Genomic DNA, 21,037 nt, shown 5'->3' with positions numbered 1-21,037 from the left:
TTTTTTGAAAATTTTACGATTTTGAACTACTTATTTTGAGACATTTTTAAATTTTATGGCTTATAAAACGTTGATTTAACGGCGTTTCATTGTATTTTAAAGAATTTGTATAAAAAAAGAATAGAAAATAGTTGACATTAAATGAGTCCTGAATATAATAAGAGTATAACCTATAACAACCCCAAGGAAAGGAGGTTAAGATGTGCAATATCATTAAATTTGAATTTTACGACATTCAAGGTTTTATTACTGAAGGTAAGATTGGTATGCATAGAGTGGAGGAACTGGCGATTCCGAAAGATATAAGTTTGGATGATATTTTGGATGATTTGGACGAGAGATATGGAGAGTCTCTTACTGATCAGACTGAATTTTTCAATTCAATTTTTATATTTGCATGCGTGAGGCTGGAGGAAGACCAAAAGCACTTTAAGGTTCTCAAACGAAGTTCTGCTTTGTTTGGTGAGACGATTGATACGATAAATGAAATTTGTTTATATTTGAATCGTCACTTTGAAGATGCGATTGGCACATAGGTAGTACATTTTGTTTAAAGCATTACACATATTTGTTCATAGCACAGTTTATTAATTGATTATAATTGTAGTTAAGCTTAATTTTAATGTGATATTGTACGTTTTCTCTTTTTGGATGGGTTATTATAGGTTATAAAGAATTTTAGAGGGATTTAAATGATTCAAAGAATGTTTTGGGGAGTTTTAGGTTTATAAATTTTTCATGGCGTTAACATGATGCTCTATTAGATTTTAAGTATTAAATATGAGATATTTTCATAATTATTGGGGATATTAGTTATGAGGATAAAAGGTCTCATCGATTAGATGCTCAAAAATAATTACACGCTTTGTGTGATAAGGAATTTATATCGTGTGAATTTCAGATATTTCAGTAAAACATGTCAAAACGGAAAATAAGGCCCTTAAGGTGAGAACCTTAAGGGCCTTTGTTTACATTTTTTTAAGTTTTGTATTTATTTTTTTGCTTTGTTGAATATTAAGATACATAAATATAAACCAGATAACGAGGAATATCAGTGCGAAGGTTGTGAGTCCGCCAATGAGTGGTGCTGGTTGTAATGGTATCCAGTTATTAATTGTTGAAACGATAAAGAATGTAATGATACTACCGCCTAAATGAATGATGAGTTTGAATAAGAGTGGTATTTGATCGATTTCATAGACTATTGGTAGAAATCCACAAATGGCACCGAATATATAAACGCTGAATACTGCTTGGAAGTCAATTGTTACTTCAAATATTGCGATGAATATGAGCATAATGCTGCTACCTATACCGATACCTTGTAGAATAGATTTAAAGATTTTGTTCATAATGTTCTCCTCCTTATATACCTAATATTTCAGTTAAATTTTTAACATACCTTCTTGAAATGGTTACTTTTTTATTATTGGATAAGGTTGCATATAAATTCCCTGAGAATGACGGTGATACTTTGGTGATTTGTTCTATGTTGACGATAGACGATTTACTAATTTGTACGAACTTCTGCTTAGGCAAAGTTTGTTGTAAGGCAGTGAGTGACATTCGAGTTGTGAGTGTTTCACTAAGTGTTATGATGTTCAGTTGTTTATCAAAAACTTCTGCAAAAATGATATCTTCTTTTAAAATAAGTGACGTTCCTTGTGATGTCTTAATACCTATTTTATGGTTGGATGTTTCAAATTGTTGAATATACGTTAATAGGTTATGACCAAGTTCTTGTTCAAAGGTTCTGATTGAAATATCCGTCGTCGTTTGTGAAGTGTCGATGTTTAGTTGAACGTTGAATGGCTCTGTCATAGCATAACCTCCTTTGGTTATATAGTATGTTGTAACACATTATTTGTCAGTAGTTATGTCATAACCGGTTGAATATACGGTGTAAGTGGTTAGGTAATGATTGTATAGAAAAAGCTTCCTGAACTTGTCTTCTCGAGACAAATTGAGGAAGCTTTATTTTATATTTTTAACATGCTTCGGAAACCTCTTGCGCCATAATAAGAATCAGCGCCATTATGGTACGTGAATACTGTGTCATAACGTAAATCACAGAATAATGCACCGCCAAGGTCTCTAATTTTTGCAGGTGTTTCAATCCAACTAGATGTTTTCTTATCAAATTCACCGAGTGTTTGTAAATGTCTATATTGTTCTTCATTAAGTAATGTAACCTTCATTTCATGAACCATGTCCATTACGCTTGTTTCTGGTTTATGTTTCTTTCTAGATTCTAATGCTGCTCTATCGTAGCAAACACTTCTACGGCCTTTAGGACTTTCTTTCGAACAGTCTACGAATATATAAGCATCGTCTTCTAATCCTATTACATCAGGCTCTCCTTCAGTTTGTTCCATTTGATTAAGGGACCATAATTTTTCTGGATGTTTATTTAGTCGCTGTTCTACATCTGACCATTCTATATTTTTATGACGTTCTGGAAATTTTTCGAATCGCTTTTGTAAAGTTGTAAGCAGTTCAGCTTGTTCTTCTTGTGAAAGTTTTTGAGTTGTCATAAAATACCCCTTTTTTATTTTATTGTAGCAAACTATGAAGCGATTAAAAGCAATATGTGATTAGGCTTTATCTTTTGTATTTAAAAAGTCTAAAAATTCGTCTCCCCAGTCACAAATGCCATTAACAACAGGTTCTAAATCTTTGCCTATTTGTGACAGACTATATTCAACTTTAGGCGGTACGACCGGATATACAGTACGATTTACGATATGATCATCTTCAAGTTCTCTCAACTGTCTAATAAGCATACGCTGATTAATATCTGGTAGTTTCTTTTCTAATTCGTTGAGTCTAAGAGGTGACGCTTGTAATAAATGCCAGATGATTGGTATTTTCCAACGACCTCCAATAACAGATAATGCTAAGTCTTTAGAATTATAATATTCCGTTTCTTTATAGTTAATTAATACCATGATACAACCCCATTTCTTCACTAAGTGACATATTTGTCAGTATTGCATGATTTTATACATTGTATCACAATTATTAGTGTAAAGTAATATAGATAAAGGAGATATGATTAATATGCAATTACAATTAGCAATTGATTTATTAAATAAAGAAGAAGCAGCTCAATTAGCACAACAAGTTGAGGAATATGTAGATATAGTAGAAATCGGTACACCTATCGTTATTAATGAAGGATTAGGTGCAGTAGAAAAATTAAGTCAATCTGTTAAAGATGTTCAAGTATTAGCTGACTTAAAAATTATGGATGCTGCTAGTTATGAAGTAAGCCAAGCTGTTAAATTTGGTGCAGATATTGTAACAATTTTAGGTGTTGCAGAAGATGCTTCTATTAAAGGTGCAGTTGAAGAAGCACATAAACATGGTAAAGAATTATTAGTGGATATGATCGCAGTTCAAGATTTAGAAAAACGTGCGAAAGAATTAGATGCATTAGGTGCAGACTATATCGCTGTGCATACTGGTTATGACTTACAAGCTGAAGGTGTATCACCATTAGAAAGCTTACGTACAGTTAAATCAGTTATCAAAAATTCAAAAGTAGCAGTAGCAGGTGGTATTACACCAGAAACAATTCAATCTGTTGCTGATGAAAATCCAGATTTAATTATTGTTGGTGGAGGAATTGCTAACGCAGACGATCCAAAAGCAGCTGCAAAATTATGTAGAGAAATTATTGAAGGTAAATAATATGAGCCGTTATCAATTAATATTGGATGAAATTAAGCAAACATTAAATCAAGTAGACTTGAAGGCTACTGAGCAATTCGTAAATAGCTTGTTGTTAGAAGAACCAGTGTTTGTAGCAGCTAAAGGACGCTCTGCATTTGTCGCGAACAGTTTTGCTATGAGATTAAATCAATTAGGTAAGAAAAGTTATGTAGTAGGTGAGACGAGTACACCTTCTATTCAAGAAGGTGATAAATTATTGATTGTCTCCGGATCAGGCTCAACAGCTCACTTAAAATTACTCGCACAAACAGCAAAAGATATCGGAGCGAATGTCATATTAATTTCTACAAAAGAACAATCACCAATCGCTGAAATAGCAGATGAAGTGATCGTTTTACCAGCAGGTACTAAATATGATGAAAAAGGGTCAGAACAACCACTAGGAAGTCTATTCGAACAAAGCACTCAATTATATTTAGATAGTATCGTAATGGATTTAATGGAACAATTAAACGTAAGTGAAACATATATGCAAAATAAACACGCGAATTTAGAATAATAAAGGAAACCGTCTGAAACATTCAGACGGTTTCTTACTTTTTAGATAGAGATGAGTGTTGTTGGAGGCTGAATATTGCAAGTGGGGCGTGACTAGCAATGTTGGGAAGCTGAATATTGCAAGTGGAACGTGACTAGCAATATTCAGGACCTTGTATTTATCAAGACTAGTGAAACAAGATAAATAGCGGCCTCATATTTATCAAGACAGGTAAAACAAGATAAATAGGCGCCTTGTATTTATCAAGACTGGTGAAACAAGATAAATAGATGCCTTGTATTTATCAAGACTGGTGAAACAAGATAAATAGATGCCTTGTATTTATCAAGACTGGCGAAACAAGATAAATAGAGGCTCTGTATTTATCAAGACAGGCGAAACAAGATAAATAGAGGCTCTGTATTTATCAAGACTCCCTAAACAAGCAACATAGAGCTCCCGTATGTTGCAAGACTCCCCAAACAAGCAACATAGAAGCTCCGTATATTGCAAGACTGCCCAAACAAGCAACATAGAACCTCCGTATGTTGCAAGACTGCCCAAACAAGCAACATAGAGCTCCTGTATGTTGCAAGACTGGCCAAACAAGCAACATAGCTCGCCCGTATGTTGCAAGACACATCAAACAAGCAACATACAGACCTAAATACAAACCTACAAACTCATTCCGACCTCTATCTTTTTATAATCTATATCTCTAAATTCTCAATATACTAATATAACAAACAATGGTATTAAGACTGAGCTGATTAGGGCTGTTAGAATCATGCCGATTGAACTGAAGGCTGCTGATTCGATATCAGTTTCTAATATTTTGGCTGTTCCAATAGCATGTGATGCATTGCCATAAGTGAGTCCTTTGGCAATGGATGTTTGGAATTTGGCTATTTTGATAAGATATGATCCCAACATACTTCCTATTAATCCTGTACCTATAATAAACAACACGGCTAAGCTATCTATTCCGCCTATTTGTTGTGATACTTGTACACCGACTGCTGCTGTTATAGATCTTGGCAACAAGGATGCAATCATTTCTTTTGAATAACCGAAAATATTTAAAATCGTAAACATTAAAATAATATTAATAGTTATCCCAACTAATACACTTGTGATAATGACTTTGAAATGTTGAACAATCATTTTTCTATATAAATATAGTGGATATGCTAAACATACAACTGTGCAATTTAAAAAGTCATAAATCCATTGTCCGCCGACCATATAGTCGTTGTAATTATATCCAAATAACACAAGTACACATATAATTGCAATGGATGAAACGAGTGCAGGGTGTAAGATAGCAATCTTGAATTTTTTCTGTATAAATAATGCGAATATGTACATGATAACTGTTAAAAGAATCATTAAAAGTGCTTTAATCATCATGATTGATCACCACTTTCTTCTATATGGTTCCTTTTTAACATTTTCTCAGCTATGTATCCTGACGAGAGTGCAACAATGCATGTGCTTGCGATGACTAATACAATTAAAAAGATAAACTGTGCGTTTATTTGGTCAACTAAATTCATAGCACCGACGATTGAAGGGATGAAGAAGAAAATCATCGTACTTAATAATAAATTTGCACCATCTTTAATCCATTCTTCTTTTATAATTTTAAATTTTAATAATAAGAAAAGTATCACAAGTCCGATAATGCTACCTGCAATAGGTATGTTTAATGTGTCTTGAATCCAACTGCCTAGAACGGTAATAAAATAGATCATACATATTTGGAGTATGATTTTTATGAATTTATAAATCATGACAACTCAATCCTTTGAACATTTTATGATGATATTTATTTATTATAGAACTGATTGGTATATTTTGAAATGCTATCGGACGGTCTTTTTATTTTTAAAAGTTTGCAATTAGTGGTTCAATAGACTTAACAATTAAAAGATTGGAGCGAATCATATGCCAAAATTAATTTTATGTCGACATGGGCAAAGTGAATGGAATGCGAAAAATTTATTTACAGGTTGGGCAGATGTAGAGTTATCAGAGCAAGGGTATAATGAAGCGAGAATCTCAGGTGAAAAATTATTAAAACAAAATATCGAAATAGATGTTGTATATACATCACTTTTAACAAGAGCAATTGAAACCACATATTTATTATTGAAACATTCGCATCAACTTTGGATACCAGTTTACAAAACGTGGCGTTTAAATGAACGTCATTATGGTGGACTTCAAGGTAAAAATAAAGATCAAGCACGAGAAGAATATGGTGAAGAACAAGTGCATATTTGGAGACGTTCTTACGATACAAGACCGCCAGAAGCGGATGAAAAGTTACGAGAAGAATACTTGAATGATAGAAGATATGAAATGTTAGATAGAAGGATCATGCCTGTTACAGAAAGTCTTAAAGATACATTGGATAGAGTCATTCCATATTGGATAGATCATATTTCAACAAGTTTATTAAACCATCAAACGACTTTAGTTTCTGCACATGGTAATTCTTTAAGAGCACTGATTAAGTATTTAGAAGATATTCCAGATGATGAAATTTCAAACTTAGAAATCAAAACAGGTGCACCATTAATATATGAATTAGATGAATCTTTAAAAGTGATAGACAAGTATTATTTATAGGTTATAGCGCATGATAAAAGTAAAATAAAAGTTTAATTTCACATAAAGCTTTACTTTCAATCATTTATAGCGTATAGTGGGTAGCAAGTGATATTTCGAGATTAAATTAATTGGTAGTTTTATTCATAGTTAATAAAGTCCATTTAAGTTTGAAGATTGATTATTGCAAATATACGTGCAAAAGCACAATAGGAGGACTTTTATTATGAATAAAGGTACAGTAAAATGGTTTAACGCAGAAAAAGGTTACGGATTTATCGAAGGAGAAAATGGTAACGACGTATTCGTACATTTCTCATCTATCCAAACTGAAGGTTACAAATCATTAGACGAAGGTGCTTCAGTTACTTTCGATATCGAAGAAGGACAACGTGGACCTCAAGCAGTTAACGTTATCAAAAACTAATATTTAACCAATTAGTTAAACACTTCATAACTTTGTTATGGAGTGTTTTTTTGTATATTAAAATAGAATTGATAAACAATTCTGAATATAATCATTCGCTTTATCGGCTGTGAAATGGTTAAATAAGTATAACAACATATAGGAGGTAAACGTTATGACAGAAATCCAACATTTAACAGTAGGAAGCAAAGACGCAAACATAACAATTGAGGCATTTATTAATTTTGCATGCCCATATTGTTTAAATTATTTTGCAGCAGCTGACGAAGTTTTAGAACCTTATATTAATGAGAATAAAGTACAATATATCGTTAAGCATTTTGATAAGACGAAACAAAGATTGCTTAAAGGAACTGTTGCGAATATTTATCTGGATTACGATGACCCCGAAGAAACTTTTAAAATAATACGATACCTATATGAAACACAAGACGAATGGACATTGAATTTTGAAACAATAGAAAGAAAAATGGAACATGAATTAGGCTTATCACCACAAAAAAATGCAGACGACCGATCCTTATCCATTATGCAAGAAACATTTGAAAGAGGGATTAAAGGCGTACCAACCGTTTTTATAAATGATGAAAAATTTGAATTTAATCCTGTTGAAGATGACAAAGAGACAATACAAGAAAAATTAAGAAATGCATTAGAAAGTATATGATGAAGCGGTGAGAACGCACGAAGACTCTGAGATATCGTGCGCAAAGATGCGAAATCAAGGTGTATCGCACGTAACTCCCAACCTAAAACTTCTGTATAGCAAGGTATAAAAACCATGCTATACAGAGGTTTTTTTATATTTACAGAAAATTATAAGTTGACTGAATTATTCGAAAGATATAAAATTGAAGATATTTTTAATTTTAGAGAGAAGGTATATCGTGTCAAATCAGTCATATAGACGTGATATGAAACAACGTCATATTATGTTATTAAGTTTTGGTGGTGTAATTGGAACGGGGTTATTTTTAAGTTCTGGTTATACCTTGCAACAAGCGGGTCCGTTAGGTACGATGTTATCTTATATCGTTGGTGCTATTCTCGTGTATCTCGTTATGCTATGTCTCGGACAATTAGCGATTGAACATCCGGTGACAGGCGGATTTCATGTTTATGCTTCAAAATATATACATCCTTCAATAGGATTTATTGTCGCTTGGTTTTATTGGTTAACATGGACTGTAGCACTTGGTTCTGAATTTACGGCAGTGGGTATTTTAATGCAGAAGTGGCTACCCGATGTACCTGTATACATATTTTCAAGTATTGCGATTATACTTGTCTTAGCTTTTAATATTGTATCTACGAAATTCTATGCTGAAGTTGAATTTTACTTTTCTTTAGTGAAAGTGTTAGCGATTATACTGTTTATTGGTTTAGGAGCTCTCACGTTATTCGGGCTTATTCACTACAGTGGTTATAACGGTCTAGATACAATTAAATCACGATATACGAATCCAACATTTCCGAATGGTTTAGGTGCCGTATTCTTAACGATGTTAGCTGTTAACTATGCATTTAGTGGTACTGAACTGATCGGTATTGCAGCAGGTGAAACGAAAAATCCTAAAAAAGTCATTCCGAAAGCGATTAATGCAACATTATGGCGATTGATCATTTTCTTCATTGGAACAATGGTTATTATTTCTATTCTCATACCGAGCTATCAAGGGAAATCATTAGAAAGTCCATTTGTTGTCATCTTTCAAAATATGGGTATCCCGTATGCTGGAGATATCATGAATTTAGTTATTATAACTGCATTATTATCAGCAGCCAATTCAGGGTTGTATGCAGCTAGTCGAATGGTTTGGAGTCTTTCAAATGAAGGCATGTTCCCTAAATATTTTAAGAAACTAAACAAACATCAAATGCCGATACGCGCGACTATTTTTAGTATGTGTGGTGGTTTGTTGGCATTATTCTCAAGTATATATACTGCAGATACTTTATATATCGTACTTGTTTCTATAGCAGGTTTAGCTGTTGTAATTGTATGGATGAGTATTTGTTTATCTTATTTCAATGCGAAACGTGCAAATAAACATTTGAAAATTCATCAAAGTGTACCAATCATTGGCTTTATACTTTGTTTAGTGTCATGTGTTGGTATGATTTTTGATCCAAACCAATCACCAGCATTATATTTCGGTATTCCGTTTGCGATTATTGCGATTGTATTTTATTTTGTAAAATATCATAAAAAGGACGGTCAGATCATTGAGACTTCTGAATAAAATTAAACAAGAACGCACTTTAGTATTAGATGGTGGATTAGCCACAACATTAGAAGGTTATGGATGTGATTTGAATTCGTCATTATGGTCTAGTGAAGTGATCATTCATGAACCTCATAAAGTGAAACAAGCGCATCAAGCATTTACAGATGCAGGTGCTGATATTGTATTAACAAGTACTTATCAAGCAAGCTTTGCTACATTTGAATCTATTGGCATGCAAACGTCGGAAATAGAACATTTATTTGATGTTGCTGTCGAACAAATAAAATCATCTGTAACGGACGAACAAGTTATAGTAGGTAGTTTAGGTCCATACGGCGCATATTTAAGTGATGGTTCAGAATACACTGGGGCATATGAAGTATCTATAGAAGATTATATCGACTTTCATCAAGCACGTATCCAAGCACTAATTGATAGAGGTATATATGATTTTGTATTTGAAACGGTGCCTAACTTTAATGAAATTAAAGCAATCGTTGAACATATCATTCCTCAATATTCAGATGACATGACATTCTGGATATCATGTACCGTTAATGATGAAGGCAATTTATCTGATGGTACTGACTTTAAGACTGTATGCCAATATATTAAAGAGCATGAAGCGCGTCTGCCTGTATTTGGTGTGAACTGTTCAAAGATTGAAAGTGTTGATAAAGCAATTGAAAAAGGATTGACGGCATTACCACAAGTCATTGCTATTTATCCGAATGGTGGTAAGACATTTGATCCAGTAGAGAAAGTTTGGATAGGTCAAGGAGATCATGCATTGCTTGCTCAAAAGTCTAAAGAGTGGATATCGCAAGGTATTCAAATAGTAGGTGGGTGTTGTGAAACAACGCCACAAGATATTCAACACATTCACCAAGCGATCAAATAAAGTGTATAATTTCTCTATTTGGGTAAGGGGAGCGGGACAGAAATCTAATTTGTATAAAAAGATTTCGTAGTCCCGCCCCGGCAAGGCTGACTAGAGTTGGAAAAAGCTTGAGACAAGCGCATTTTCAATTCAGTCAGCTACTGCCAAGATGCTAAAGGAAACTGAGACATTAAATTATGTCCCAGTTTCTTTTTTTGTATGTCACTCTGAAGTACTGCTGTTACAGGGATTATAAGCTTTTCAGATAAAAATCATTTCTTTATGAAAGCCCTTTACTTGATAATTTTTAAAATACAATAGTAAAATGTTTTATAAGAGGTATTTATCTCTTATTAGGTTTATATTTTTAGGAGGTATGAAGGATGGTAGTAGAATTTCACAATGAACCAGCAACAGATTTTACAAATCAAGAGAATCAACAAGCGTTTAAAGATGCATTAATAAAAGTTAAATCTGAATTTGGGAAAGAAATTCCTCTAGTAATTAATGGTGAGAAGATTTATACAGATGATAAATTTGAATCTGTAGATCCAGCAAACCACCAACAAGTACTAGGTACAATTTCAAAAGCTTCTAAAGAACAAGTTGACCAAGCGATGGAAGCGGCTAAAGAAGCCTATAAGACTTGGAGAAAATGGTCTCATAAAGAAAGAGCCGAATTATTAATTAGAGTCTCTGCAATCATTCGCAGAAGAAAACATGAACTTTCTGCATTAATGGTTTATGAAGCGGGTAAACCATGGAATGAAGCAGATGGAGATACAAATGAAGGTATTGATTTTATTGAATATTATGCGCGTTCTATGATGGAGTTGGCTAATGGTAAGCCAGTCTTCGATAGAGAAGGGGAGCATAACCAATATATTTATAAACCAATGGGTCCTGGTGTTACAATTCCACCTTGGAACTTCCCATTTGCAATTATGACAGGTACAACAGTTGCACCTATAATTGCAGGTAATACAGTATTGCTTAAACCAGCAGAAGATACGCCATTAATTGCATATAAATTAATGGAAATTTTAGAAGAAGCAGGTCTTCCAAAAGGCGTTGTAAACTTTGTACCAGGTGATCCAAAAGAAATTGGTGATTACTTAGTTGATCATAAAGATACGCACTTTGTAACATTTACGGGTTCAAGAGCAACAGGTACACGTATTTTTGAAAGAGCAGCTAAAGTTCAAGAAGGTCAAAACTTCTTAAAACGTGTTATCGCTGAAATGGGCGGTAAAGATGCAATTATTGTAGATGAAAATACAGATACTGATTTAGCAGCTAAAGCAATTGTAGATTCTGCATTTGGCTTTTCTGGTCAAAAATGTTCTGCATGTTCTAGAGCAATCGTGCACAAAGATGTTTATGATGAAGTTCTAGAAAAATCAATTGCATTAACAAAAGAACTTTCAATTAATCATACAGAAGGCGGTTCTGATGTATACATGGGACCTGTCATTAATAAAAAACAATTCGATAAAATTAAAAATTATATCGAAATTGGTAGTAAAGAAGGCAAGCTAGAAGTTGGTGGTAAGACTGACGACAGTAAAGGTTATTTCGTACATCCAACAATTATTTCTGGACTTAAATCAAGTGATCAAATTATGCAAGAAGAAATCTTCGGACCAGTTGTTGGCTTCACTAAAGGCGATAACTTTGAAGAATTATTAGAAATTGCTAATGACACAGATTATGGATTAACAGGAGCAGTCATTACAAATAATCGTGAACATTGGAGACAAGCATGTGAAGATTATGACGTAGGTAACTTATACTTGAACAGAGGTTGTACATCAGCAGTAGTAGGTTATCATCCATTCGGCGGCTTCAAAATGTCAGGTACAGATGCTAAGACAGGTAGCCCAGACTATATGCTAAACTTCTTAGAACAAAAAATCTTATCAGAACAATTCTAGAATAGATAAAGAGAGGGAGAGGGACAGAAATCTAATTTGTATAAAAAGATTTCGTAGTCCCGCCCCGGCAAGGATGACTAGAGTTGAAAAAAGCTTGATACAAGCGCATTTTCAATTCAGTCATCTACTGCCAATATACTAAAACAGGCTGAGACATTACTTTATGTCCCAGCCTGTCTTTCTTTTTGATGAGTAGTTTATGTTGTTAGGGACAGAATTCCGAGAAATGTCCGTAAGAAGTGTTGTTAGGGACAGAATTCAGAATAATGTCTCTAAGTGAGTGCCTTTCTAATTACCAGAATTCAGAATAATGGAAGTTACAGCGTTATAATTACCAGAATTCAGAATAATGGAAGTTAGCGCGTTCTAATTACCACAATTCAGAATAATGGAAGTTACAGCGTTCTAATTACCACAATTCAGAATAATGGAAGTTACAGCGTTCTAATTACCAGAATTCAGAATAATGGAAGTTACAGCGTTCTAACTACCACAATTCGAAATAATGGTAGTTAAATACCCGCGTGCATCTCAACATATCTCAACACACCTCAACCCATCTCAACACATCTCCATCAAATCTCATTTTCAGTTAAGATTTCTTCTGCTAGTAATTGATATGATTTTTTCTTGGCTTCGAAATCATAAATATTTGTGATAATCATAAATTCGTCTGTTTGATATTCTTCTGCTAGTTGGTTAAGTTGTTTTCTCACTGTCTGTGGTGAACCTATAATGCTTCTTTTTCGGTTCGTCTTAATGAGTTCTAATTCTTCTTCTGTATAATCGTCTATATTGATTTCTTCTGGTGGTTGAACTTTTGTTCCTAATCCTTTACCTACGTTTAATAACCATTTGTCTTGTGATATGGCTAATTGCTCTGCTGCTTCGTCTGTTTCTGCACATACTACAAAAATACAAACAATAGTTGATGGTTCTTTCATATTAACGGATGGTTTAAAGTCTTCGTAATAGCGTTTCATTGCGATTTCTTTATATTTAGGATTTATAAAGTGACCGAATACAAATCCAATACCCAATTGTGCTGCGTTTCTAGCACCATTTTCAGTTAAACCTAATAACCACATTGTTGGAGGATTGTCTATGCGTGGTCCTGCTTTAACGAGTCTGAATTTATGATCTCTAGGTAATGAGTTATGCAAGAATCCTTGTAAGTCAGATGCTTGTCTGTAAAAGTCTTCAATTGGTTTAATATGATCATCAGTTAAAGCTTTTTGTGTAATTGGAGAACCACCTGGTGAATTACCAAATCCTAAGTCGATACGGTTAGGAAATAATGCAGATAAAGTCTTACCATTCTCTGCAATTTTATAAGGATTATATTGTGGTAATAAAATGCCACCAGAGCCAACTCGAATACGTTCAGTTGAAGCGGCAATTTGAGTCATCAAGATTTCCGGTGATGAACTTGCGAGACCACTCGTATTGTGATGTTCAGCAACCCAATATCTGTGATAACCTAACGATTCAGTCCATTGTGCCAATGCGATAGTATTTTGTAATGTTTCTTCAGGTGTACTTCCTTTAGAAATGGGTGCTTGATCTAATACACTTAATTTCACGTTATAACGCTCCTTATAATTGACGTTTGTATTTTAATGACATGTAGTCTTCATTTTCTGGCAAAGTATACATTGGTTTTTAAATGTATCACCTTCGTAATTTATTTAATTCTAGTATATCTTATCTTTAAGATTTTTAACTATTTTTGCTTATGTGTCTGGTTATTTTTTTAAAAGTGTATATAATTGATAATGTATATCAATTAGAAAGTGGGAAGCATAATTTGAAAAAGCTTATTATAGGATTGTTAAGTTGTATTTTACTTCTAAGTGCGTGCTCAAATAGTTCAAATGATACGAAAAAGTCAGAATCGAATGAAACGAAAGATTACAAACTAGAGAACGGGAAGACGATTCAAGTTCCAAAGAAACCTAAGAAAGTTGCTGTTTTGACAGCTTTTTATGTAGGGGATTTTATTGAATTAGGTATTAAGCCAATTGCTGTTCCGGATTGGACGAAAGATTCATCTATTATTAAACCACATTTAGATGGTGTAGAACTTGTTGGTGATGGGAATGTTGAGCAAGTAGCGAAACAGAAACCGGATTTAATTATTGTGGATGCAATGGATAAAAATCTTAAAAAATATCAAAAAATTGCACCAACCGTTCCTTATACGTATACAAAGTATAACCATAAAGAAATTTTAACAGAGTTAGGGAAGTTAACTGGTAAAGAAGATAAAGCTAAAGAATGGATCGACAAGTGGAATAAAGAAACAGCTAAAGATAAAAAAGAGATTCAAAGCAAAGTTGGCGATTCAACTGCATCAGTATTTGAACCAGATTCAAAAGAAATTTTTATTTATGAAAGCAACTGGGGACGTGGATTAGACATTGTACATGATGCATTCGGCATGCCAATGACTAAAGAATATGAAGCTAAAGTTAAAAAAGGCGGAAAAGGTTATGAATCGATTTCTAAAGAAGAAATATCAGATTATGCCGGAGACTATATCTTCTTAAGTAAACCATCATACGGTAACTTTGATTTTGAGAAAACAGCAACTTGGAAAAACTTAGATGCTGTAAAAAATGATAGAGTCATTACGTATAAAGCAGAAGATTATTGGTTTACAGATCCACTTACATTAGAACAACTTAGAGTAAAACTTAAAAAAGAAATTCTTAAAAAAGCTGAATAATATAACGGGATTCCAGTATAGATGAAACTTCAAATTAATCTATACTGGAATTTTTTTGAAGGTTGAAATAAATATTAATTAAATGTAAAGTGGATGTGAAAAAATAAAAAGGGGATGAAAGTATGAAAAAATTAATTGCAAGTTCAGCTTTAGTTGTATTATTAGGGGGCGTAACAGGTGTTTCAAATGCTGATCATGCATCAGCTAATCAAACAGCAACTAAAGAAGTTAAGAAAGATAAAGTCACTAAAAAGGATTTAGCAGAACAAAATGTGATGAGTGTTGCATGGTATCAAACATCAGCTGAAGCAAAAGCATTATATCTACAAGGTTATAATACTGCTCAAGATAAATTAGATGAAAAGTTAAAGCACCATAAAGGTAAGAAAAAACCTGCCATCGTATTAGATTTAGATGAAACAGTTCTAGATAATTCACCATATCAAGCATACGCATCACTTAAACATAAGACTTTTCCTGAAGGTTGGCATGAATGGATTGCAGCAGGAAAAGCAAAGCCAGTTTATGGCGCTAAAGAATTTTTACAATACGCTGATAAAAAAGGGGTAGAAATTTTCTATGTGTCTGATAGAGACCAAAAAGAAGATTTTAAAGGTACTTTGAAAAATATGAAAGACCTTGATATGCCACAATCAGATAAACATCATATATTACTAAAAGGTGAAAATGAAAAAGGCAAAGAAGAAAGAAGAGCAAAAGTACGTAAAAATCACGATTTAGTTATGTTATTTGGGGACAACATACTTGATTTTGATGATCCAAAAGAAAATACATTAAAATCAAGAAATGAATTTGTGAAGAAACATAAAAAAGACTTTGGAGAAAAATATATTATATTACCAAATCCAATGTACGGTAGTTGGGAAGCAACACTTTATAACGGAAATTATGATCAAAGTCCAGAAGACATTAATAAATTAAGAAAAAAAGAACTCACATATTTTAATCCAGAAACAAATAAATTAGAAAAAGAAAATAAGAAATAATAACTATAAAAATTGCCTGTTATAGCCTGATTTGAAAAGGTTATGATAGGTGATTTTTTATTTTATCAAACTCACTTTCAATCCACCTTATAAATTCAATACTAAACACCAAAAGCGTATTATACGTTAAAATAACTATAGGATGGTTAGTTGAGGGGGAGTGTTATTGTGGAGAAGACTTTATTGCAATGGCATAGGGATGTTGCTGAACAAATTTTGAGTATCCATTTAAATGTGTTTAATGTTGAGGATATTGAAGATGTTGTTAAAGTTCTTGCGACACCGTTTGATAATGTGAAATCGAAAAAGTTTCAACGAAAGATTTATAAATGGATAAAGGGTCTAAGTTCTAAAAAGATTTATCATATGATTAATGGTTATGGTATTCATTTTATGGTGATGAAATTTCATAATATAAATGAGATTATTTTGTTTGGTCCGTTTGTATTAAAGCGACCATCAGAGAAAGAATGTCTAAGTATGTTAGAAGAACAAATGCGTTCTAGTGCTGATTTGAAAATATTAAAGCATTATTTAACGGGAATTTCTACTGGTCATTATCAACAGATTGTTCGCTTTGCTAAATTAGTCGGGCGCCATGTTCATCAGCAAAAAAGAAATTATGATGTTGTTGAGGTGCATATGGATGAAACGGATCAAGACCAAATCATTCAACAACCAATTTCAAAGACTTATTTACTTAAAGAATTAGAGGAGCGCTATAAACTTGAAAATCAAATGATGCTCGCTATGCAATATGGGAGAGTTGAAGAAGTACTAGAAATAAATAGGAAGTTAAATGATAAAGTTCAAGGACTTGAAAGATTGAGTACTAAAATGGATAACTTCTTATATGCTGCTACTTTAACGAATACACTTGGTAGAAAAGCAATTGAAGCGGCTGGGGTAGATTATTTAACGATAGATGATATGTCCAAATCCCATGCGAGAATGATTGCCAACGTGTCTGATGATAAAGAAAGAGCATTATTGTTAGAAGAAATTTGCTGCAATTATGCGAAAGCTGCACAGAAAGTTCATGCTATTCAATATTCAGCACATGTTAAATCAGCTGTACAATATATTTATAAATACATTCATACCGACATTTCGCTAGATGATATTTGTGAAAACCTAGGTGTATCAACATCATATCTTTCAAGATTATTTAAACAAGAAGTCGGTAAAAGTGTGATTCAATATATTAATGAGATTCGTTTAGACCTCGCAAAAGACTTGCTGATCAAGACAAATATGAATGTACAAGAAATAGCTGAATATATCGGATTTCAACATACTCATTACTTTATTAGTTTGTTTAAAAAAGTGTATGGTCAAACACCATTAAGTTATAGAAAAACATTAAAAACTGAAAATTCTTATAATTAAGTTCGTAATTGTGTTATAAATAGCGAAATATTGATATTATAATGTGTGGTTTTTCGTATAAATTAAATAGAAAAATGTCACTTATCGTATCATTTTATGGCAACAGGTGTTGGAGAATGATATCGCTGTAATCATTGATATATAAGTGTTTATGAAGAATTTTGAATTTTTGTAACAACGTTGTTATTTTGTGTGATGATTTTCATCGAATGCTAATAGAATTATAATGAACTCGTAGATTCGAGTTTATTTATGTAAGCGCTTACCCAAATTATTGAGGGGGTGTTGTTATTAGCACTGCAAAAACAACAACTAGTCACCAAGCAAATAAAGGGAAAACAAAAATTGAAACATTTAAGGATATTAACAAACCTAAACTATCTTTAAGAGAGAAAATGGCATATGGTGCCGGAGATTTTGGTAACGGACTAATGTTTGATTTAGGTTTAATTTATTTACTGAAGTTCTACACAGATGTATTAGGTATTTCATCATTCTACGGAGGTTTAGTGTTTTTAGTTGCTAAACTTTTTGATGCTTTTGTTGATACAGGTGTTGGAGCATTAGTAGATTCTAGAAATAAAATCGGTCCAAAAGGTAAATTTAGACCATTTATATTATATGGTACTTTACCACTTGCATTTTTAACGATTGTTTCATTTATTTCACCGGATTTTTCTGATCAAGGTAAAATTATTTGGGCATTTGCGACATATTTATTATTTAATGTTGCATACTCAGTCGTGAATATACCATATGGTTCATTATCAGCTTCAATGACTTTGAATTCAGATGATAGAACACAATTATCTGTATTTAGGAATTTCGGTTCTCAAGGTGCGATGTTTATAACAGGTATCATCGTTATTCCAATGATATCGCTCTTTGATAGTGTATCTGTTGGCTATCCAGTTGTAATCGGTGGTTTAGCACTAATAGGTGTGATATTCCATATTCTATGTTACAAAGGTGTTAAAGAAAGATTTATCGTTGAAAGAGATGAAAATGAAAAGAAAGGCAGTGAATTGAGAGCGTTTAAAGGACTCTTTAAAAACGGTCCTTTTATCGTTTTAATTATATTTACATTGCTCAGTATTACATCACTCTTTTTAAAGCAACAATCACAACTGTACTATTTCCAATACGTGTTAGGCGAACAGAATTTAGTAGGTATCGTAAGTGTATTAAATATTATCACGTTAATTCCGGCATTATTCTTAACAACTTTTCTTAATAAAAAATTTGGTAAGAAATATACAGCGATCATCGGACTTTTAGGGTTTGCGATTGCTGAAGCGGCAAACTTCTTAATCAGTGGTGAACATGTGATAACATTCTTAATTATTAACTGTATATCACAATTTTTCCTTGTTATACCGAATACAGTTGTTTGGGCTTTTATCAGTGATATTGTAGATTATTCACAATGGAAGACAGGTGTTAGATCTGAAGGTATTATTTATTCAAGTTATAGCTTTGCGCGTAAAGTGTCACAAGCATTAGCTGGTTTTATTCCTGGTATGGCTTTAACAATTATCGGCTATCAACCGAATGTACAGCAAACAGCAGGCACAATACATGGTTTGAAAATACTTTATTTCATCGTGCCAGGTGTTGCAGTATTATTAGCACTCATCATATTTGGACTGTTCTATACGCTTACAGATAAAAAACATAAACGAATTGTTTCAGAACTCGCATTATTTGAAAAACTATAATAAATAGATAAAGGAGAATGTTATATGCTATATCCAATTATGACAGAAACGAGAAACGTGATTGATTTATCAGGTATTTGGTCTTTTAAATTGATTGAATATAAAGGTGAATATGACGTTACAACTGAAATTGATACAGATTTACAAATGGCAGTGCCAGGTTCTTATAACGATCAAGGTGTTGTATCATCTATTAGAAATCATGTCGGCAAAGTGGTTTATGAAACAACTTTTACAATTCCTAACGTATTACAACAAGAAAGACAAGTGCTCAGATTTGGTTCAACTACACATGAAGCGGAAGTATTTGTGAACGGTCAAAAAGTTGTGTCGCATCGAGGTGGATTCTTACCATTCGAAGTTGAAATAAATGATGTTGTACAAAAAGGGAAAAACCGATTAACAGTTATCGTCAATAATATTCTTGATGATTCAACACTTCCAGTTGGTAATTTTAAAGAAGTTAAAGATTCAAAAGGAAATATTAAAGCAGTCAATGAACCGAACTTCGATTTCTTTAACTATGCAGGTTTACATAGACCAGTCAAAATTTATACAACGCCAAAAGAACATTATATAGAAGATATCGTCATCGTACCGCATGTAGATGGTCAGAATGCACAAGTAGAATATACGGTTAAAGCATCAGGCAATCAATCTATACAGGTGGATATCGTTGATCAAGAAGGTTATGTCGTAGCGTCTCAAAATGGTGAGGAAAGTACGATAGAAATTGAAAATGTTCATTTATGGCAGCCAGGTGATGGTTATCAATATACGTTAGCAGTATCTATTAAAGCTGATGATGAAGTGATAGATTATTATGAAGAACCATTTGGTGTAAGATCAATTGAAGTGAAAAATGGCCAGTTTCTCATTAATGGTGAGCCGTTCTACTTTAAAGGATTTGGTAAACATGAAGATACTTATTATCACGGAAGAGGTTTGAATGAAGTTTCTAATATTCAAGATTTAAATTTAATGAAATGGATAGGTGCCAATTCATTTAGAACTTCGCATTATCCATATTCTGAAGAAATGATGCGTCTTGCTGATGAACAAGGTGTAGTCGTGATTGATGAAACAACAGCAGTCGGTGTGCATTTGAATTTCTCAGCAGCATTAGACGGTAGTCAAAATACAGACACATGGAAGAAAATTAGAACGAAAGAAGATCATGAGCAAGTTATTAAAGAATTGATTGCTCGAGATAAAAACTTAGCATGTGTTGTGATGTGGTCCATTGCGAACGAACCAGACTCTGCTTCATTAGGGGCAAAAGAATACTTTGAACCACTAGTGAATCTTGCAAAAGAACTAGATCCGCAAAATAGACCATGTACGATTGTGACATTACTTAATTCATTACCAGACGTGTGCCAAGTGCAAGACTTAGTAGATGTTATTTGTCTAAATAGATATTATGGATGGTATGTACAAAGTGGTGATTTAGAAGCGGCAAAAGAAGCATTGCGACAAGAATTAGACGGTTGGCTAGAAAAACAACCAGACAAACCAATCATGTTCACAGAATATGGAGCAGATACAGTAGTTGGTTTACACGCAATAGATGATATTATGTTTACAGAAGAGTACCAAGTTAAGTATTACGAAGCAAACCATGAAATCATTGATCAATGTCCTAATTTTGTAGGAGAGCAAGTATGGAATTTCGCAGACTTTGAAACAAGTAATGGCGTCATTCGCGTACAAGGAAACCGTAAAGGTATCTTTACTAGAGAAAGAAGACCAAAAGCAGTCGCACATTACTTCAGAAAACGCTGGAATAACATACCAAACTTCGGATATAAGAAGAAATAGAAGAAATAAGTGAGCAGTAGGTGCTGTTAAGGACAGAATTCCGAGAAATGTCCGTAAGAGGTGCTGTTAGGGACAGAAT

At 33.2% G+C, this 21,037-nt stretch carries 21 protein-coding genes; 14 read left to right on the top strand and 7 right to left on the bottom strand.

What is annotated here, in order from left to right:
• The first annotated feature begins 200 nt into the window (after positions 1–200).
• A complete protein-coding gene (locus LQ617_RS14055) occupies positions 201–536 on the top strand; it encodes a hypothetical protein (RefSeq protein ID WP_037589869.1) in 336 nt (111 codons plus the stop codon).
• Positions 537–968: 432 nt separating this feature from the next.
• On the opposite strand, the gene LQ617_RS14050 is transcribed toward LQ617_RS14055, so the two are convergent.
• The 4 genes from LQ617_RS14050 to LQ617_RS14035 form a co-directional block, all read right to left on the bottom strand.
• A complete protein-coding gene (locus LQ617_RS14050) occupies positions 969–1,352 on the bottom strand; it encodes a DUF3021 domain-containing protein (RefSeq protein ID WP_075578408.1) in 384 nt (127 codons plus the stop codon).
• A 13-nt stretch (positions 1,353–1,365) separates the two neighbouring features.
• Complete coding sequence (locus tag LQ617_RS14045) at positions 1,366–1,821, bottom strand: LytTR family DNA-binding domain-containing protein (protein WP_126476392.1); 456 nt, start codon at positions 1,819–1,821, stop codon at positions 1,366–1,368.
• A gap of 158 nt (positions 1,822–1,979) precedes the next feature.
• Positions 1,980–2,534: a DUF4256 domain-containing protein gene (locus LQ617_RS14040; RefSeq protein ID WP_196307954.1), complete on the bottom strand. Its 555-nt coding sequence runs from the start codon at positions 2,532–2,534 to the stop codon at positions 1,980–1,982.
• A 60-nt stretch (positions 2,535–2,594) separates the two neighbouring features.
• On the bottom strand, positions 2,595–2,948 hold the full coding sequence (locus LQ617_RS14035) for a winged helix-turn-helix transcriptional regulator (RefSeq protein ID WP_107634340.1): 354 nt from the start codon (positions 2,946–2,948) through the stop codon (positions 2,595–2,597).
• Positions 2,949–3,060: 112 nt separating this feature from the next.
• Here LQ617_RS14035 and hxlA point away from each other — a divergent pair, with 112 nt between their 5' ends.
• Together hxlA and hxlB are read left to right on the top strand one after the other, a co-directional pair.
• On the top strand, positions 3,061–3,693 hold the full coding sequence (gene hxlA, locus LQ617_RS14030; protein WP_239740633.1) for a 3-hexulose-6-phosphate synthase: 633 nt from the start codon (positions 3,061–3,063) through the stop codon (positions 3,691–3,693).
• A gap of 1 nt (position 3,694) precedes the next feature.
• On the top strand, positions 3,695–4,234 hold the full coding sequence (gene hxlB, locus LQ617_RS14025; RefSeq protein WP_239740632.1) for a 6-phospho-3-hexuloisomerase: 540 nt from the start codon (positions 3,695–3,697) through the stop codon (positions 4,232–4,234).
• Between the two features lie 705 nt (positions 4,235–4,939).
• Here hxlB and LQ617_RS14020 read toward each other — a convergent pair.
• Both LQ617_RS14020 and LQ617_RS14015 read right to left on the bottom strand, forming a co-directional pair.
• Positions 4,940–5,623, bottom strand: a complete 684-nt coding sequence (locus LQ617_RS14020) for an LrgB family protein (protein WP_204258738.1) — start codon at positions 5,621–5,623, stop codon at positions 4,940–4,942.
• Entirely contained in the window at positions 5,620–6,006 is a 387-nt protein-coding gene (locus tag LQ617_RS14015) for a CidA/LrgA family protein (protein WP_239740631.1), read from the bottom strand. Before LQ617_RS14015 ends, LQ617_RS14020 begins: the two co-directional genes overlap by 4 nt.
• A 154-nt stretch (positions 6,007–6,160) precedes the next feature.
• Between LQ617_RS14015 and LQ617_RS14010 the strand changes: the two genes are divergently transcribed.
• The 6 genes from LQ617_RS14010 (at position 6,161) to pruA (ending at position 12,295) form a co-directional block, all read left to right on the top strand.
• Entirely contained in the window at positions 6,161–6,847 is a 687-nt protein-coding gene (locus tag LQ617_RS14010) for a 2,3-diphosphoglycerate-dependent phosphoglycerate mutase (protein ID WP_049320582.1), read from the top strand.
• Positions 6,848–7,052: 205 nt separating this feature from the next.
• Positions 7,053–7,253 carry a cold-shock protein gene (locus LQ617_RS14005; protein WP_025905033.1) on the top strand — a complete coding sequence of 67 codons (201 nt, stop codon included), beginning with the start codon at positions 7,053–7,055 and terminating at the stop codon, positions 7,251–7,253.
• 154 nt (positions 7,254–7,407) lie between these two features.
• Positions 7,408–7,920, top strand: a complete 513-nt coding sequence (locus tag LQ617_RS14000; RefSeq protein ID WP_037589861.1) for a thioredoxin domain-containing protein — start codon at positions 7,408–7,410, stop codon at positions 7,918–7,920.
• A 247-nt stretch (positions 7,921–8,167) separates the two neighbouring features.
• Positions 8,168–9,496, top strand: a complete 1,329-nt coding sequence (locus LQ617_RS13995; protein WP_275590289.1) for an amino acid permease — start codon at positions 8,168–8,170, stop codon at positions 9,494–9,496.
• Complete coding sequence (gene mmuM / locus LQ617_RS13990) at positions 9,480–10,382, top strand: homocysteine S-methyltransferase (protein WP_239740629.1); 903 nt, start codon at positions 9,480–9,482, stop codon at positions 10,380–10,382. The genes LQ617_RS13995 and mmuM overlap by 17 nt, the downstream gene beginning before the upstream one ends.
• Positions 10,383–10,744: 362 nt before the next feature.
• Positions 10,745–12,295, top strand: a complete 1,551-nt coding sequence (pruA, locus tag LQ617_RS13985; RefSeq protein WP_037589857.1) for an L-glutamate gamma-semialdehyde dehydrogenase — start codon at positions 10,745–10,747, stop codon at positions 12,293–12,295.
• A gap of 575 nt (positions 12,296–12,870) precedes the next feature.
• Here the strand turns inward: pruA and LQ617_RS13980 are convergent.
• The gene (locus LQ617_RS13980; RefSeq protein WP_239740628.1) at positions 12,871–13,878 is read right to left on the bottom strand and encodes an LLM class flavin-dependent oxidoreductase; all 1,008 of its coding nucleotides are present in this window, start codon (positions 13,876–13,878) and stop codon (positions 12,871–12,873) included.
• A 224-nt stretch (positions 13,879–14,102) separates the two neighbouring features.
• On the opposite strand from LQ617_RS13980, the gene LQ617_RS13975 reads away from it, so the two are divergent.
• From LQ617_RS13975 to uidA, 5 genes are all read left to right on the top strand, one after another.
• Positions 14,103–15,023, top strand: a complete 921-nt coding sequence (locus tag LQ617_RS13975) for an ABC transporter substrate-binding protein (RefSeq protein WP_239740627.1) — start codon at positions 14,103–14,105, stop codon at positions 15,021–15,023.
• Positions 15,024–15,145: 122 nt separating this feature from the next.
• Positions 15,146–16,030, top strand: coding sequence for a 5'-nucleotidase, lipoprotein e(P4) family (locus LQ617_RS13970; RefSeq protein ID WP_204167857.1), 885 nt, complete (start codon positions 15,146–15,148; stop codon positions 16,028–16,030).
• Between the two features lie 168 nt (positions 16,031–16,198).
• The gene (locus LQ617_RS16105; RefSeq protein WP_239740626.1) at positions 16,199–17,419 is read left to right on the top strand and encodes a helix-turn-helix transcriptional regulator; all 1,221 of its coding nucleotides are present in this window, start codon (positions 16,199–16,201) and stop codon (positions 17,417–17,419) included.
• 395 nt (positions 17,420–17,814) lie between these two features.
• Positions 17,815–19,137, top strand: coding sequence for a glycoside-pentoside-hexuronide (GPH):cation symporter (locus LQ617_RS13960; protein WP_078099965.1), 1,323 nt, complete (start codon positions 17,815–17,817; stop codon positions 19,135–19,137).
• A 24-nt stretch (positions 19,138–19,161) separates the two neighbouring features.
• Complete coding sequence (gene uidA, locus LQ617_RS13955; RefSeq protein WP_239740625.1) at positions 19,162–20,958, top strand: beta-glucuronidase; 1,797 nt, start codon at positions 19,162–19,164, stop codon at positions 20,956–20,958.
• Positions 20,959–21,037 lie beyond the last annotated feature (79 nt).

Source organism: Mammaliicoccus sp. P-M59, from assembly GCF_022386135.1.
GTDB classification, from domain to species: Bacteria; Bacillota; Bacilli; order Staphylococcales; family Staphylococcaceae; genus Mammaliicoccus; species Mammaliicoccus sciuri_A.
This window is presented reverse-complemented; position numbering and strand designations above follow the sequence as displayed.